This window comes from Ruegeria sp. BG3 (assembly GCF_056538485.1).
Genome location: NZ_JBQFTE010000010.1, coordinates 229,908 through 243,633, shown reverse-complemented (window position 1 = coordinate 243,633; position 13,726 = coordinate 229,908). Strand labels below are relative to the sequence as shown.

The window sequence follows — 13,726 nt, the reverse complement described above, 5'->3', positions numbered from 1 at the left end:
GCGTCCCCGCCGCTTCCGCAGCGCCCCAGCGCCTCAGCAGCGCCGGTGAAGGGGGTTCTAAGGTTTACCCCACAAAGCCGCAAGCGGAAAATTACATATCGGCGCATTTTTTTGCGAATTCTAATTTATAAGTTTAAAATCAAAGATTTAATGAATGCCTTCAAGCGCCAAGACAGCCAGATTCAGGTACGTCATCCAAGGAACACCATAGCCCGACCAGAACCCCATAATGTCAAACCACAACATCTTGGGCAAAGTTGACCCACGGATACAATAAAGCCCGACTCACGCCCGCGAGTCGAATCCGGTGATAGGCTTCAAAAACTCCGTTTTGCGCGTCGGTGTGTATCACTCTTTCCTCTACTTGCGCATTTCATTGGGATGCGGTCTGGTTCCCGAATGACAAGACACGATCCAATCTCGGCCCACCTATGACTGAAGGTCTTTCCTACCCACTGGTACGCACTGTCGGGCTCGACGGGGCTTTGGTGACTTTTTCAGACAAGATGGATGAGGCCGCAAACCGGGCGGCCCTGGCGTTTCGTGCGCAAGTGGACAGCTTAGCGCTGCATGGGCTTATAGAGACATCGGCCTCTCTGGGGTCTGCATATGTTCGCTTTGACCCTCAAGTGGTTTCACATCTCGAGATCACAAGCCAACTGCAGCAGATTCTGAACCAACAAAACTGGTATTCTGCCCCTCTGCCACACGGTCGAAGACTGTGGCGGGTGCCAACCGTATATGGCACAGACCTTGCCCCACAACTGGAGGACGCCGCGCGTGTTGCTGGGCTGGACCCGGCCGAGGTTGTCCGGCGGCTTAGTCAGACACAAGTGCGTGTGCTGACCATCGGTTTTGCGCCGGGGCAACCCTATCTCGGGCCGCTGGGGCCCGAGTTCAATATACCGCGCCTGCAGGAGCTGACGCCCATGGTGCCAGAGGGCGCTCTCGTACTGGCCATCTCGCAGTTTGTTCTGTTCTCCGGCCCGACCCCGACCGGGTGGAGGCATGTTGGCCAAACGGCGTTCCGGTGCTTTCAGCCCGATAAGGACCAAACATTTACCCTGCGGCCCGGTGATGAACTTCAGTTCACCTCTGTGTCGCGTGATGAGCTTGAGGCAATCCGCGCCTATAACGGTGACGGCCTAGGTGGCGCAACCTATCAGGAGATCGCCTGATGACTCTGATGGTTCATCGCATTGGTCCGGCTTGTACGGTTCAGGATCAGGGGCGTATCGGCTATTTGGATCAGGGTCTCTCTCGTTCCGGAGCAGCAGATATTCTGGCGCTGCATGAGGGTGCAGCCTTGCTGGGACAAAGCCCCGATCTAGCCGCGCTGGAAATTGCAGGCATGGGTGGCACGTTCGAAGCGACGCAACGCACGCGGATCGCTCTGACCGGTGCCACGATGCAGGCAAGTGTCGACGGATCCCCGATCGTCTGGAACGCGTCCCATGTTCTTGAGCAAGGGCAAACGCTAACGATCGGTGCGACCGTTCAGGGCAACTACGGCTACCTGCATTTGGAGGGCGGCATTGAGGCCGAACCGTTCCTCGGCTCGCGTGCGACGCATCTGACGGCAAAGATCGGTCGCGCCGTTGCGGTGGGTGATGTGTTGCCCGCCGGGAAGGCTGCGGGCGATGGTGGAATGAAGCTGTCCCCTTCGGGCCGGTTCAACGGCGGCACTCTTCGCGTCGTCGCCAGCTTTCAAACCGCGTTGTTCGATGATGAAACGCTGGATCGCTTTGCGCAGACAGAGTTCACGCGCGGCGCGCGGGCCAACCGTATGGGGGTGCAGCTGGAAAGTGACGGACCGGGCTTTGCGGCCAAAGATCAGCTCAATATCCTGTCCGAGGTGATAACGCCCGGAGACATTCAGATGACCGGCACAGGCAACCCTTTCATTCTGCTGCCCGAATGCCAGACGACCGGAGGCTACCCCCGGATTGCAAACGTCTTGCCCTGCGACATGCCAAAGGCGGCGCAGACCCCGGCGGGCGGGACGGTTCGGTTTGAATTCGTGACTCTTGAACAGGCTGTCGAAATTGATGCTGCGTTTCGCGCGGATCTTGCGCGCCTTCCTGGCCGCGTGGAGCCTCTGGTCCGCGACCCTCATGACATCCCGGACCTGTTGTCCTACCAATTGATCGGCGGAGTGATCTCTGCCACCGACTAAGGAGACTATCTGATGCCGCGCGTGGATCTGAACGCCGATATGGGCGAGAGCTTTGGCCCCTGGAAGATGGGCGATGACGAAAGCCTGCTGAAGATCATTACATCCGCCAATATCGCCTGCGGGTTTCATGCCGGCGACTGGGATGTAATGGCCAAGACCATGACACTGGCCGCCGAGAATAATGTGGGTATCGGCGCGCATCCCGGCTTTCCTGACCTACAGGGATTTGGGCGGCGGAATATGAAAGTGCCCCATGACAGCCTGCGCAATCTGGTGCGCTATCAGCTAGGCGCGGCTTTGGGTATGGCCGCAGCCACTGGCACAAAGGTGCGGCATCTGAAACTGCACGGCGCTTTGGCCAATATGTGCTCGGTCGACCTCGATATGGCGCGCGCCTGTTACCAAGGTGCGCTGGATGTCGATCCGGATATCATCATCATGGTACTAGCGGTCACCAAGCAGGAAGACGCCGTACGAGAGCTTGGCTGCAAATGGGTGGGCGAGATCTTCGCCGACCGAGCCTACAACGACGATGGCACTTTGGTGGATCGCAGCGTGCCCGGCGCGGTGATCCACGACCCTGAAATCGCCGGCCCGCGCATCCTGAACATGGTGCGCGAAGGGGCCATCATCACCGAATCCGGCAAGCGGCTGGAGACGTCCATCGACACGATCTGTCTTCATGGGGACGGCCCGACTGCCGTACAGATCGCCCGGTCGGTGCGGGAAAACCTGATCAAGGGCGGGGTCGAGGTGACAAAGTTCACCCGATAGACATCTGCCTGTAATCCTGGGTCCCTATCCTATCGCTGTTGCCTGAATTCGGTTGAGCGCATAGCATGTCCGCAAGTGCATGTTCTGAATACCGTATTTCTAGCAACGCTATTGGCCGGCCCCGCGCTCGCCGCCAGATGCCCGGCAAGGAGGCGCACATGTCTTTCGATCTGATGTCTTACACCCCCCGAGGTGACAAGAAGAACTCGGACTTCTTTCACGAATACCTTCCGATGATCTACGAGCGCAGGACCAGCTCGGGCGTCGCGGATCAGGTCGGGCCGATGCGGGCGATTGTCATCCAGGTCGAATCCACAGCGCTGTTCGATACGATGGTCGAGCTTTATGTGATGACGCCCTACCGCCACTCGGCCAGTTACCTAGGACAGACACACAAGTTCGCGGTCCTGCATTCGCATCCCGACTACCCAGCGCTGATCCTGATGGCCCCGCTGAGCGACAGTTTCGAGGACTTCATCCCGCGCATTAACCGGATGTATCCTCTGGCCCGCCCGACCCCGCAAACGCGGTATGTGGGTGAGGTTTTTGCCGCCTGCGATCTGAAAGAGCTAAGCAAAACTCTCGAAGAGCAGAACATCCGGTTTGAATATTCAGGTGATACGGAAAACCCGTTCTACACGCTGGATGGATTTCGCTTTACCACACCGTCGGATTTCACCTGCAACCGCGTTGGCTATTCCACCCTGGATTTCAACGACCCCGACAGCCTTGGCCTTGGCGATCGCGTTTTGCTGAGTGATACCGAGAAAGCTCGATTGGAAGAGGCTGCAACCTTCGGCACGGATTCGAAAATTGCGCCGCTGATGTTGGGGATCGACCACCTTGCCACCCGGGTGCTGGCAGGCGAGCGGGAAGATGCGATCCTCGAGTTTCTGACGATGGTGCCCTATTACTTCTGGGGGGCGTACAACATCTTCGACATGAACTCGTCGACCAATGTGAACCGCAACGCCAATGTGGATGACGACAAGAAATCCCCGGCCAAGGTGTTTACGGCAAACAACACGCCCTCCTTCGTGAACTCATTTGCCAAACTGCCAATGCCGACCGAGGATTTCGTGCGCAATTTCGGCCGCCGCCTGCATCATATGGCGGTTGAGATTCAGGATGGCGACCATGGGGCGGGCGAAAAGAACGTGGATTTCGTCGTCAATACGCTCAAAAACAAGGGCGTGCCGTTCCTGGCCCATGTGGTGGGGGAATGCAAAGACGATCCCAACTTGAAACAGATCTTTTCAAAGCACTCAAAGAACACGCTGCTGATCACCGAGTACATCGAACGGTGCCACCAGTACGACGGGTTCTTCACCAAGGACAATGTCGCGGCGCTGACCGCCGCCGCCGGGCAGGATGAACAATACGAGCACGGTCATGTGTTCGACTGAACAGGTTTCAAAAAAAAGGGCTGCGAGGTTTCGCAGCCCAGACCCATCAGGAGAGTATATGTCGGGTCTTATGATGGCCCGATCATGAAACAGGTGACATTGCGCGCCTGAAGGCGGCGGCATGCCAGATCGGCCTGTTCACGGGTCATGCCCTGGAACGTGGCCTCGAACCCTTTAGAGCTTTGATTGACCTTGCGCAGCGTGCCGTCCAGCGCTGTCATCTCGGAAAGGGCAGTTTTCAGCAGCACCTTCTCGGCCTCATAGCGCGTGGTGTAGCGGCCAACATTCACGCCCCACAGATGCCCGCCCGAGGTGGACAGCCGTGTGACGACCTCTTGTTCCGGCTCCGGCTGCTCGGCCGGTTGGGTCGAGGCCAGCACCAGATTGTCGGGCCGCAAGGCCGGGCGTGTATCCGAGCTTTCGACCGGAGGTGCAGTCGGCGCGATATCCGCCTGTGCAATGGCAGCCGCGATCCCGTCCTTAATGCGGTCGCGGTTTTCATCGGCAGCATCAACAACAGCACTGGCCACCTGCGTCGCCGCTGTCGGACGCATCGCCGGTCGCAGGCTGGTCTTGGGTGCGCCGGTCAAACGAGCAACTTGCGTGCCGCCCAAACCGGCATTGCCTGCATAAGCGGGGCGCGCAGGGCGACGGATCGGGGCGCGCGACGGGGCGCGGCGGAACCCGAGATCCAACAGCTCAGCCACTTTGGCGTTTCGCGAGGCCCCAGATTTTCCACCAAAGACCGTTGCGATGATACGCTCATCCTTGCGCTTGGCCGAGGCCACAAGGTTGAACCCCGCCGCACGGGTATAGCCCGTCTTGATCCCATCCGCGCCTTTATACGCGGCCAACAGGCGGCGGTTTGTGTTGGGAACCGTCTTGATCCCGGCATTGGTCGATTGGCGCGAGAACAGGTTGTAATACTGCGGGTAATCATACAGCAGATGCCGCCCCAGCGTGGTCATGTCACGCGCGGTCGACATGTGCCCCGACTCCGTCAGGCCATGCGCGTTCTTGAAGGTCGTGCGGCTCATCCCCATCGCCTTGGCCGTGCGCGTCATGCGGCGGGCAAAGGCGGCTTCGGACCCGCTGATCGCAATCCCGATAGCCGTTGCGGCATCATTGGCCGATTTCACCGCTGCCGCGCGGATCAGGTAGCGGAACGCAATCGTCTGGCCCGAGCGCAAGCCCAGCTTCGACGGAGGCTCGGCCGCTGCCGCCCGCGTGATGCGAACCTGAGTATCCAGCGTGATCTCTCCGTTCCGAACTGCCTCGAACGCGATATAGAGGGTCATCATCTTGGTAAGTGAGGCCGGGTGCAGGCGGGTATCGGCATTGCGCGAGTGCAAGACCTCCCCCGTTCGCGCGTCGATCACCATCGCCGCGTAAGGCGCGGCCAAAGCTTTGAGCGGCGCGAAAGAAAGCACCAAAATAAACGCTGTGAGGAATACGCCCATCCGGGCCGGGACTGTCCACCGACTCTGCACGATCTTTGCCTCTGTCTGCCTCGTTCCGCCGGGTTTTCCCGGTCGGATGAAATTTATTGATTATCGATAAGGCTAACACAGGACCCAGGCAAAATAAACCAAAAGCTGGGGTTTTCCTCGCATCGTGAGAGGGCCGAACCCCTTCTATATATAGGTGAAGCCCCTGTACCGACCTACCAGATGAGCGATGATGACGGGAACAAGGCAAAGGGTGCGTGGTTTTTTCCGGAACTGAGGCCGAACGGCAACATCAGCCTAGAGCGCGCACCAGATCCGAAAGTTCGCCAAGATCCGACAGCTCTCGGAATCGGGGATGGTCAGAGGGTGTTTCGGCGTGCTCGACCTCCCACACCAGCCCGTGCGGGACATGAACGCCCCAGCACCCGGCGGCAATCGGCTCCACCACATCCGACCGCATTGAGTTGCCCACCATCATTGCGGTCGAGGGGCCCTCGCCATGCTGTTCGAAGATCGTCCTATAGGTCTCGGCCGTCTTTTCCGAAACGATCTCGACCCCGTCGAACAAATCCCCCAACCCCGATTGGGCCAGCTTGCGCTCCTGATCAATCAGGTCACCCTTGGTGATCAGAATAACGCGATGGGTCTCGGCCGCGCCCTCAACCGCCTCGCGCGCATGGGGCAGGAGTTCGATGGGATGGGCCAGCATCTCTTGCCCCGTGTCAATCAATTGGCGGATGACCGACGCTGGAACGCGATCTTCCGTCACCTCGATCGCCGTTTCGATCATCGACAGGACAAAGCCTTTGATTCCATAGCCATAGTGCTGGATATTCCGCTTTTCGGCGGCCAACAGACGCTCCATCAGGTGGTCGCGTTCGGCGTGGTCTGCCAGCAATTGGGCGAAATGGGCCTGTGTCAGTTGGAAAAAACGCTCGTTGTGCCACAGCGTATCGTCCGCATCGAAGGCGATTGTGGTCAGTTTATTGTCCATTCCGAAAGGGTCCGCTGCCTCTTTATTCTGACGGCGTCAACGTTATATAAGCCCTCAGATAAACCCAATGCCTAAATCGGACAGTTGCGCGCGATGCTGGAAAACCCCTGGATGATGTCTGACAAATCGGATGACGACGGCGACTCGTCCGTCCTGCTGCAGACGCGACCCAAAACCAAGCGCCCTCCGCTGTATAAAGTGCTGTTGCTGAACGATGACTACACCCCGATGGAGTTTGTCGTTCACGTGTTGGAGCGCTTCTTCGGCATGACCCACGCGCAGGCGTTCGAGATCATGCTGACCGTGCACAAGAAAGGCGTCGCGGTGGTGGGTGTGTTCAGCCACGAGATCGCCGAGACCAAGGTGGGTCAGGTGATGGATTTCGCGCGTCGGCATCAGCATCCGCTGCAATGCACGATGGAACGCGAAGAATAACGCAGGCCGGGCCGCCCGGAATTTATCATGTCCCCTCGTCTTGATCTTGCCCTGAACAGCGGTTTGACCCTGTCGCAACCGCTGGTGGTGATCGGCCCGTCCCCCGAAGAGGATCTGTCAGCCTTGTCGCGTGAGGCTCAGGTGATTCAGCCGTTCAAGCCTTTCCACGATCATTTCGCGGGTCAAGGCTTTGCCACCAAACCGATGCTTGACGCGGCATGCAGCGATGCTCTGGTGTTCTTGCCGCGCGCCAAGGCGCTGGCTCGGTCGCTGGTGCAGCAGGCGTGCAGCCATGCCAGCGGAACAATCGTGGTTGATGGCGCCAAGACCAACGGTGTCGACAGTATTCTGAAAGACATCCGCAAGCGTGTTGCCGTCGAAGGCCCTATTTCAAAGGCCCATGGCAAGATCTTCTGGTTTCAGGCCGACGCCGAGGCCTTCGCCGATTGGGCAGCCCCCGAGACGCAAAGCGTGGATGGCTACGTGACCGCTCCGGGTGTGTTTTCCGCCGATGGGATCGACCCGGCCTCGGCCCTTTTGGCACAGTCCTTGCCGGACAAGATCGGCCCGCGCGTGGCTGATCTGGGCGCAGGTTGGGGGTATCTGTCGGCGGGTCTGCTGCGGAACGAGCGCCTCAAAGCCCTTCATCTGGTTGAGGCTGATCACGCCGCGCTGACATGCGCGCAAGCAAACGTCCCCGATGCGCGCGCTCAGTTTCACTGGGCGGATGCGGTGACCTGGACCGCGCCCGAGCCTATCGACACCGTCATCATGAACCCGCCCTTTCACACCTCGCGCAGTGCCGATCCGGCGTTGGGGCAAGGCTTCATCAAGTCCGCCGCGAAGAACCTGACCCGCAACGGCACCCTGTGGATGGTTGCCAATCGCCACCTGCCCTATGAGGCAACACTGGCCGAATCCTTCGCCCAGGTTCAGGAAGTCGCCGGTGACAATCGGTTCAAGGTGTTCCAAGCCTCTCGCCCCCGGGCCTAAGCCCGGCTAACCTGCCCCAAATCAGGAGGATTCGGATGTCCTTTTCCATAGCTGGCAAGACAGCGATTGTAACCGGCGCGGCCAACGGCATTGGGTTGGCCATCGGGCGGCATTTTGCAGATGCCGGGGCCAATGTCGTCTTTGCGGATATGGATGAAAAACGGCTGGCCGAGGAATTGGGCGAGCAGGCCGATGACGGCAACATCCGCTATTTCGCCGGTGATTTGCGCGAAAAACTGACCATCGCCAACCTGCTGTCGGCCACGCTGGATGCGTTCGATCAGGTCGACATTCTGATCAACGGCGCGCGTCAGGTGATCCCGTCCGATCCGCTGGACCCCGATGACGACTCGGTCCGCACCTTGCTGAACCAGAACCTGATGCCCGCCCTGCGCCTCAGCCAATTGGTGGCCAAGCGGATGATCAAACAATCCGGCGAGGAGGATGAAAACCCGGCGGGCTCCATCATCAACCTGTCCTCAATCGCAGCGCGGCGCACCCATCCGGACCTGATGGCCTATTCCGTCTCGACCGCCGCACTGGATCAAATGACCCGCTCGCTGGCGGTTGCATTGGCCCCCAACCGTATCCGCGTGAACTCGATCGCGCTGGGGTCGGTGATGAGCGCATCGCTGCAATCAACGCTGAAAGAAAACCGCGATTTCCGCGACGATATCGAGAAACACACCCCTCTGGCCCGGATCGCCGCCCCGACCGAGCTGACAGAAACAGCGCAGTTTCTGGCCTCGGACGCGGCAGGCTTCATCACTGGCCAGATCCTGACAATTGACGGCGGCCGCACCCTGCTGGACCCTGTCGCAGCCCCGGCGCATTGACCATGTTTGATACCGAAAAGACCACCGCCTCAGCCTGGTTCCGCCAATTGCGCGACGATATCGTTGCCGCTTTTGAGGCGCTGGAGGACAGCCACGATAGCGGCCCCTTTGCCGACGCCCAACCCGGGCGGTTCGAAGTAAAAGAAACCAAACGCCAGTCCGAGGACGGCTCGGACGCGGGCGGCGGGTTGATGTCGGTGATGCGGGGCGGGCGCGTGTTCGAAAAGGTCGGCGTCAATGTCTCAACCGTCTACGGCACTTTGGGCGAACGCGCACAACAGGCCATGGCCGCGCGTAAAGGCATTCCCGGCATGACCGAGGACCCACGTTTCTGGGCCTCCGGCATTTCGCTGGTGGCCCATATGCAAAACCCGCATGCCCCCGCCGTTCACATGAACACGCGCATGTTCTGGACACCGCATGCCTGGTGGTTCGGCGGCGGGTCGGACCTGAATCCCTGCATCGAATATGACGACGATACCGCCCATTTCCACGCGACCCAGAAGGCACATCTGGACCCGCACGGGCCAAGCCACTATCCGCGCCTGAAGGACTGGGCGGATGAGTATTTCTACATCCCCCACCGCAAACGCGCGCGCGGCGTTGGGGGTATCTTCATGGATGACTATTGCACCAACGACTGGCAGGCGGATTTCGCCCTGACGCAGGATATCGGCAAAGCCTTCCTGCCCGCTTTCCTGCCGCTGGTCGAAAAACGCCGGGTTCAGAGCTTCTCGGACGCGGACAAAGACACCCAGCTGGTGCATCGGGGCCTCTACGCAGAGTATAATCTTGTCTATGACCGCGGCACCAAGTTCGGGCTTGAGACAGGCCACGATCCGGACGCAGTGCTGATGAGCCTGCCGCCCATGGCGAAATGGGTCTGAGGCTCAGAACCCAAAATCCATGAAGTTGTCAAAGCAATAGGCCTGCGCCGAGGTCGCCGACATATTCTCTCCGACCTTTCTGACCGTGATCGAATAGCCCGGATCGGTATCTGCGCCCGGAGGCGGCGTCAGCGAGAATTGCACCGTGCGCACGCCCGGTTCATAGGCGCGATAGATATAAATGCGCGTCGGGCCGGGTACACCCAGCGTACGTATTGCGAAATCGCCGATCCCGCACCAGTAGTTCACTGGCGCCGATGATCCGATAGCCTTGACCTCATAGATGCCGCCCTCCAGCGGGGTGATCTGGGTCCGGTTTTGTGGCCCTACCCTGACACCAAAACCGACAGCCTGTGCAAGCTGGGGTGCTAAAATTAACGCCGAGGCTGCAATGAGTTTGGCAACACGCATCATCTGAACATCCTGAAATAAACTCTGTTCCATGAGAGTAACACAATTGGAGGTTGGGTCGAGAGGGGGCTCGGCAACGGACCAAAAACACATCAAAATATCTATATGCAACTGACACGGCGGCCCGTATCATCATGATATTTATTACAAGTCTGGTGTCCCTGTGAGCCAAACATTTCCAAAAGACTGGTTTGATCTCTCGCCCGAGAAATACGCCGACTTCGGGGCGATGTTCTACTTGGCGGGCCTGACCCCAACGCATCAGAAACGCAGTTTGGCACAGGTTCTCTATGCCTTTGAAACGCCGTTGCGGCTGGGGCAATACCACATCTTCCGCCAGAACGGCTTTCCCCGAGGGTTCGTAACCTTTGCTGGCCTCAGCCGTGAGGCTGAAAACAGGTATGCCATTCAGGAAAAGCCCCTAAAGGATGCGGATTTCACCAGCGGGTCCTCGTTCTGGATCGTCGATCTGGTTGCACCGTTCGGACAGACCAATGAAATTGTCGACATTCTCAAGGCAGAAATACCACACCCTCGCGTCCGAACGAATCGTCTGGTTGGTGACATGGGCCAGAACCGGATCGTAGAATGGAGCCGGGATGCCGCGGGCGAGGTCCATATGAAACTCTATCGTAAGAAGGATTTCAAACGCCTGCTGGAACAGAGCGAGGGCTAGCATGGTCTCGGTTCCGGTCACGGGTGATTTGACAGGGGATGTCACGGGCTCACCACCAAACGTGGCCAGCGGTCAGGTCATTCTTGGCACCACCCCGGGAACGTTTGATGTCGACAATTGGGAAATCGCGACCCCTCCGGCCAATGGGACGGCTACGATTGACGCGGATACCGGCGAATGGACCTACACGGTCGATCCCACCTTTTTTGACAGCCTCGACTTCAACCAGATCGCGACCGACACGTTCGTCATTCAGGGGTCTGACGGGTTCTTCTTTGGTCAGGCGACTATCACCATTTCCATTCAAGGCGTCTGCTTCACCGCTGGGACGCTGATCGAAACCGAAACCGGACCAGAGCTCGTCGAGGCCCTGACAATCGGCGATCTGGTCCAGACCAAAGATCACGGGCTGCAGCCTATTCGGTGGATCGAGGCCAGCCCGATCCCACCCGAGCGATTGCGTCGTGACCCTGATCTGCGGCCCGTGCGTATCCTGCGTGGCAGCCTTGGGCCCGACACACCCTCGCGCGATCTTCTGGTGTCGCAGCAACATCGCGTCGTGATTCAGGGTCCGAAAGTCGAGTTGCTGTTTGGCGCCGCCGAGGTTCTGGTCGCCGCAAAACACTTGTGCTCATGGCCGGGTATCTTCGTCGACACCTCAGACCAGCCGGTCGAATACCTGCATATCCTGCTGGATCAGCATGAGATTCTGACCGCCGAGGGCGCATTGGCAGAGAGCCTGTTTCTGGGCGACGAGGCGCTGCATTCCCTGTCCTCGGACGGGCTGCAGGAGCTGGCCTCGATCTTCCCAGACCATACCCCGGATAAATCCACCGGCTTCGGACGCGCTGCTCGCATGATCCTGCGCGAGCATGAGGCCCGTGCCTTGGCCTGACTCTAACCTGTCGGGCCGATCCGCCCACCCACATCCTGCGGCGCCAATGCAACCGTCTTGATCACCGCGTAGCATCGCACGCCCGGTTGCAAACCAAGCCCCGCGACGGAACGGCGGGTGATCCGTGCCAACACGATACCTGCCGAAGTATCCATCGAGATAATCGCACCTGGCCCGTCCCCGGCGCGGATCGTCTCGACCGTGCCTGCCAGAACGTTCAGCGCCGACAGCCCTGCTGGAGGCTGGTTGGACAAGATCACCTCTTGTGCGGGGATACGAATGCGAAGCTCTGCGCCGATCTGATGCGGGATACGCGGCAGAAACAGAGATTCTCCCCCCGCATCCAACTCGGTCAAACCATCCACGTGATGCGCCCGCACACGCACCTGCAGCACCGCGCCGACAGCGCGCACACCCGCAGGGGTCACGGACGGATCGGCCAGAACCTCAGAGGCCGGGCCATGGCGCGCAACCTTGCCATCCTGCAGCGCAACAACCGAGGTCGCCAATCGCGCGACCTCGGCCGCGGAATGCGTGACATAGAGGATTGGAACCGAGACCTCATCCCGAAGACGCTCAAAGTATGGCAGGATCTCGGCCTTGCGGCCTTCGTCCAACGCAGCCAGAGGTTCGTCAGCCAGAATGAGGCGTGGGCTGGCCAGCAAGGCGCGCCCGATCGCGACCCGCTGCTTCTCGCCCCCGGACAAACCGGCCGGACGGCGGTCGAGCAGATGACCGATGCCCAGCATCTCAATCACTTTGTCCGGGTCCTCACGCTTTGCAGACCGCGGTGCAAACCAGCGCCCGAAAGACAGGTTCTGTCGCACGGTCAGGTGGGGGAACAGACGTCCTTCCTGAAAGATATAGCCGAGCCTGCGTTTGTGAGGTGGCAGCCAAAGCCTGGTGTCCGTGTCGAACAGGACCCAATCATCCACGGCGACGCGCCCGGCCTTGGGTCGCAACAGACCCGCCACGGCATTCACCACCGTAGTCTTGCCCGACCCCGAACGTCCGAACAGAACCGTCACGCCCGGCGGAGCCTCAAAGTTGAGGTCCAGATCCAGCCCCGAAAGGCTGTGACGCAGGCGAACAGACAGGCTCATGACCCGGCCACCCGCGCCGCCGCTCGGCGCCCGACGTATTCTGACAACAATAATGCCCCCATCGCGATGATGATCGAGATGACGACCAATCGGGTCGCCGCTGCCTCGCCCCCCGGCACCTGCAGAAAGGCGTAGACGGCTGATGGCAGCGTTTGGGTCTGACCCGGAATGTTCGAGACAAAGGTGATCGTGGCCCCAAACTCGCCCATCGCCTTGGCAAAGGCCAGAATGGCCCCCGCGATGACCCCCGGCAGGATCATCGGCAACGTCACCGTTGCAAACACCCAAGGGCGCGAGGCCCCCAGCGTAGCCCCCGCCTGTTCAAGTCGAGGGTCAACGGCCTCGATCGACAGACGGATGGCCCGCACCATCAAAGGGAACGCCATAATCCCCGCCGCCATTGCAGCGCCCGTCCACCGGAAAGCAACAACGATTCCGAACTCGGCCAATATGCGCCCGATAGGGCCCTGAACACCAAAGGTCAGCAGCAGCAGGTAGCCGGTGACCACGGGAGGTAGGATCAGGGGCAAATGCACGAGACCATTCAACACCTGCCGTCCCGGAAAGCGCCAGCGCGCCAAAGCATAAGCTACGAATATCCCAAAGGGCAAAGTCGCCAGCGTTGCCCAGAACGACACCCGCAGGGACAATTTCAACGCCTCAATCTCAGCAGGACCCAACCAATCCATAAG

At 59.7% G+C, this 13,726-nt stretch carries 16 protein-coding genes; 11 read left to right on the top strand and 5 right to left on the bottom strand.

Annotated elements, in window-relative coordinates; genetic code table 11:
• From ACR0AI_RS17070 to ACR0AI_RS17050, 5 genes are all read left to right on the top strand, one after another.
• Window positions 1-261: hypothetical protein (locus tag ACR0AI_RS17070; RefSeq protein WP_480675781.1), on the top strand; the 261-nt coding region annotated here is incomplete at its 5' end.
• A gap of 170 nt (window positions 262-431) precedes the next feature.
• Window positions 432-1,178, top strand: coding sequence for a 5-oxoprolinase subunit B family protein (locus ACR0AI_RS17065; protein WP_480675779.1), 747 nt, complete (start codon window positions 432-434; stop codon window positions 1,176-1,178).
• Complete coding sequence (locus tag ACR0AI_RS17060; RefSeq protein WP_480675777.1) at window positions 1,178-2,176, top strand: 5-oxoprolinase subunit C family protein; 999 nt, start codon at window positions 1,178-1,180, stop codon at window positions 2,174-2,176. The genes ACR0AI_RS17065 and ACR0AI_RS17060 overlap by 1 nt, the downstream gene beginning before the upstream one ends.
• Before the next feature lie 12 nt (window positions 2,177-2,188).
• On the top strand, window positions 2,189-2,950 hold the full coding sequence (locus ACR0AI_RS17055) for a LamB/YcsF family protein (protein WP_480675775.1): 762 nt from the start codon (window positions 2,189-2,191) through the stop codon (window positions 2,948-2,950).
• A 158-nt stretch (window positions 2,951-3,108) separates the two neighbouring features.
• Window positions 3,109-4,356: a hypothetical protein gene (locus ACR0AI_RS17050; RefSeq protein WP_480675773.1), complete on the top strand. Its 1,248-nt coding sequence runs from the start codon at window positions 3,109-3,111 to the stop codon at window positions 4,354-4,356.
• A gap of 68 nt (window positions 4,357-4,424) precedes the next feature.
• Here ACR0AI_RS17050 and ACR0AI_RS17045 read toward each other — a convergent pair whose 3' ends face one another.
• Together ACR0AI_RS17045 and ACR0AI_RS17040 are read right to left on the bottom strand one after the other, a co-directional pair.
• Window positions 4,425-5,816, bottom strand: coding sequence for a D-alanyl-D-alanine carboxypeptidase family protein (locus ACR0AI_RS17045; protein WP_480675771.1), 1,392 nt, complete (start codon window positions 5,814-5,816; stop codon window positions 4,425-4,427).
• A 280-nt stretch (window positions 5,817-6,096) separates the two neighbouring features.
• Entirely contained in the window at window positions 6,097-6,798 is a 702-nt protein-coding gene (locus ACR0AI_RS17040; protein ID WP_480675769.1) for an HAD family hydrolase, read from the bottom strand.
• Window positions 6,799-6,891: 93 nt separating this feature from the next.
• Here ACR0AI_RS17040 and clpS point away from each other — a divergent pair, with 93 nt between their 5' ends.
• Genes clpS through hemF form a run of 4 tightly spaced genes read left to right on the top strand, consistent with a single transcriptional unit; the run spans window position 6,892 to window position 9,949 of the window.
• Entirely contained in the window at window positions 6,892-7,233 is a 342-nt protein-coding gene (clpS, locus tag ACR0AI_RS17035; protein WP_170378718.1) for an ATP-dependent Clp protease adapter ClpS, read from the top strand.
• A 27-nt stretch (window positions 7,234-7,260) separates the two neighbouring features.
• Window positions 7,261-8,226, top strand: coding sequence for a class I SAM-dependent methyltransferase (locus ACR0AI_RS17030; RefSeq protein WP_480675767.1), 966 nt, complete (start codon window positions 7,261-7,263; stop codon window positions 8,224-8,226).
• A 35-nt stretch (window positions 8,227-8,261) separates the two neighbouring features.
• Window positions 8,262-9,062, top strand: a complete 801-nt coding sequence (locus ACR0AI_RS17025; protein ID WP_480675765.1) for an SDR family NAD(P)-dependent oxidoreductase — start codon at window positions 8,262-8,264, stop codon at window positions 9,060-9,062.
• Between the two features lie 2 nt (window positions 9,063-9,064).
• Window positions 9,065-9,949 (top strand): oxygen-dependent coproporphyrinogen oxidase, encoded by an 885-nt coding sequence (gene hemF / locus ACR0AI_RS17020; protein WP_480675763.1) that lies wholly within the window; start codon window positions 9,065-9,067, stop codon window positions 9,947-9,949.
• 3 nt (window positions 9,950-9,952) lie between these two features.
• Here hemF and ACR0AI_RS17015 read toward each other — a convergent pair whose 3' ends face one another.
• Window positions 9,953-10,363 (bottom strand): hypothetical protein, encoded by a 411-nt coding sequence (locus ACR0AI_RS17015; protein ID WP_480669384.1) that lies wholly within the window; start codon window positions 10,361-10,363, stop codon window positions 9,953-9,955.
• A 160-nt stretch (window positions 10,364-10,523) separates the two neighbouring features.
• On the opposite strand from ACR0AI_RS17015, the gene ACR0AI_RS17010 reads away from it, so the two are divergent.
• Together ACR0AI_RS17010 and ACR0AI_RS17005 are read left to right on the top strand one after the other, a co-directional pair.
• Complete coding sequence (locus tag ACR0AI_RS17010) at window positions 10,524-11,036, top strand: toxin-activating lysine-acyltransferase (RefSeq protein WP_170556594.1); 513 nt, start codon at window positions 10,524-10,526, stop codon at window positions 11,034-11,036.
• Between the two features lies 1 nt (window position 11,037).
• Complete coding sequence (locus ACR0AI_RS17005; RefSeq protein ID WP_480675759.1) at window positions 11,038-11,931, top strand: Hint domain-containing protein; 894 nt, start codon at window positions 11,038-11,040, stop codon at window positions 11,929-11,931.
• Between the two features lie 2 nt (window positions 11,932-11,933).
• On the opposite strand, the gene modC is transcribed toward ACR0AI_RS17005, so the two are convergent.
• Both modC and modB read right to left on the bottom strand, forming a co-directional pair.
• Entirely contained in the window at window positions 11,934-13,034 is a 1,101-nt protein-coding gene (gene modC / locus ACR0AI_RS17000) for a molybdenum ABC transporter ATP-binding protein (protein ID WP_480675757.1), read from the bottom strand.
• Window positions 13,031-13,723, bottom strand: coding sequence for a molybdate ABC transporter permease subunit (modB, locus tag ACR0AI_RS16995; RefSeq protein ID WP_480675755.1), 693 nt, complete (start codon window positions 13,721-13,723; stop codon window positions 13,031-13,033). Before modB ends, modC begins: the two co-directional genes overlap by 4 nt.
• Window positions 13,724-13,726: the final 3 nt, after the last annotated feature.

Excerpts from the sequence above, each read along its gene's own strand:
- ACR0AI_RS17045 (WP_480675771.1), bottom strand. The coding sequence starts at position 5,816 with ATGGGCGTATTCCTCACAGCGTTTATTTTGGTGCTTTCTTTCGCGCCG.
- clpS (WP_170378718.1), top strand. The coding sequence starts at position 6,892 with ATGCTGGAAAACCCCTGGATGATGTCTGACAAATCGGATGACGACGGC.
- hemF (WP_480675763.1), top strand. The coding sequence starts at position 9,065 with ATGTTTGATACCGAAAAGACCACCGCCTCAGCCTGGTTCCGCCAATTG.
- ACR0AI_RS17050 (WP_480675773.1), top strand. The coding sequence starts at position 3,109 with ATGTCTTTCGATCTGATGTCTTACACCCCCCGAGGTGACAAGAAGAAC.
- ACR0AI_RS17065 (WP_480675779.1), top strand. The coding sequence starts at position 432 with ATGACTGAAGGTCTTTCCTACCCACTGGTACGCACTGTCGGGCTCGAC.
- ACR0AI_RS17030 (WP_480675767.1), top strand. The coding sequence starts at position 7,261 with ATGTCCCCTCGTCTTGATCTTGCCCTGAACAGCGGTTTGACCCTGTCG.
- ACR0AI_RS17015 (WP_480669384.1), bottom strand. The coding sequence starts at position 10,363 with ATGATGCGTGTTGCCAAACTCATTGCAGCCTCGGCGTTAATTTTAGCA.
- ACR0AI_RS17025 (WP_480675765.1), top strand. The coding sequence starts at position 8,262 with ATGTCCTTTTCCATAGCTGGCAAGACAGCGATTGTAACCGGCGCGGCC.
- ACR0AI_RS17005 (WP_480675759.1), top strand. The coding sequence starts at position 11,038 with ATGGTCTCGGTTCCGGTCACGGGTGATTTGACAGGGGATGTCACGGGC.
- ACR0AI_RS17060 (WP_480675777.1), top strand. The coding sequence starts at position 1,178 with ATGACTCTGATGGTTCATCGCATTGGTCCGGCTTGTACGGTTCAGGAT.
- ACR0AI_RS17040 (WP_480675769.1), bottom strand. The coding sequence starts at position 6,798 with ATGGACAATAAACTGACCACAATCGCCTTCGATGCGGACGATACGCTG.
- modB (WP_480675755.1), bottom strand. The coding sequence starts at position 13,723 with ATGGATTGGTTGGGTCCTGCTGAGATTGAGGCGTTGAAATTGTCCCTG.
- modC (WP_480675757.1), bottom strand. The coding sequence starts at position 13,034 with ATGAGCCTGTCTGTTCGCCTGCGTCACAGCCTTTCGGGGCTGGATCTG.
- ACR0AI_RS17055 (WP_480675775.1), top strand. The coding sequence starts at position 2,189 with ATGCCGCGCGTGGATCTGAACGCCGATATGGGCGAGAGCTTTGGCCCC.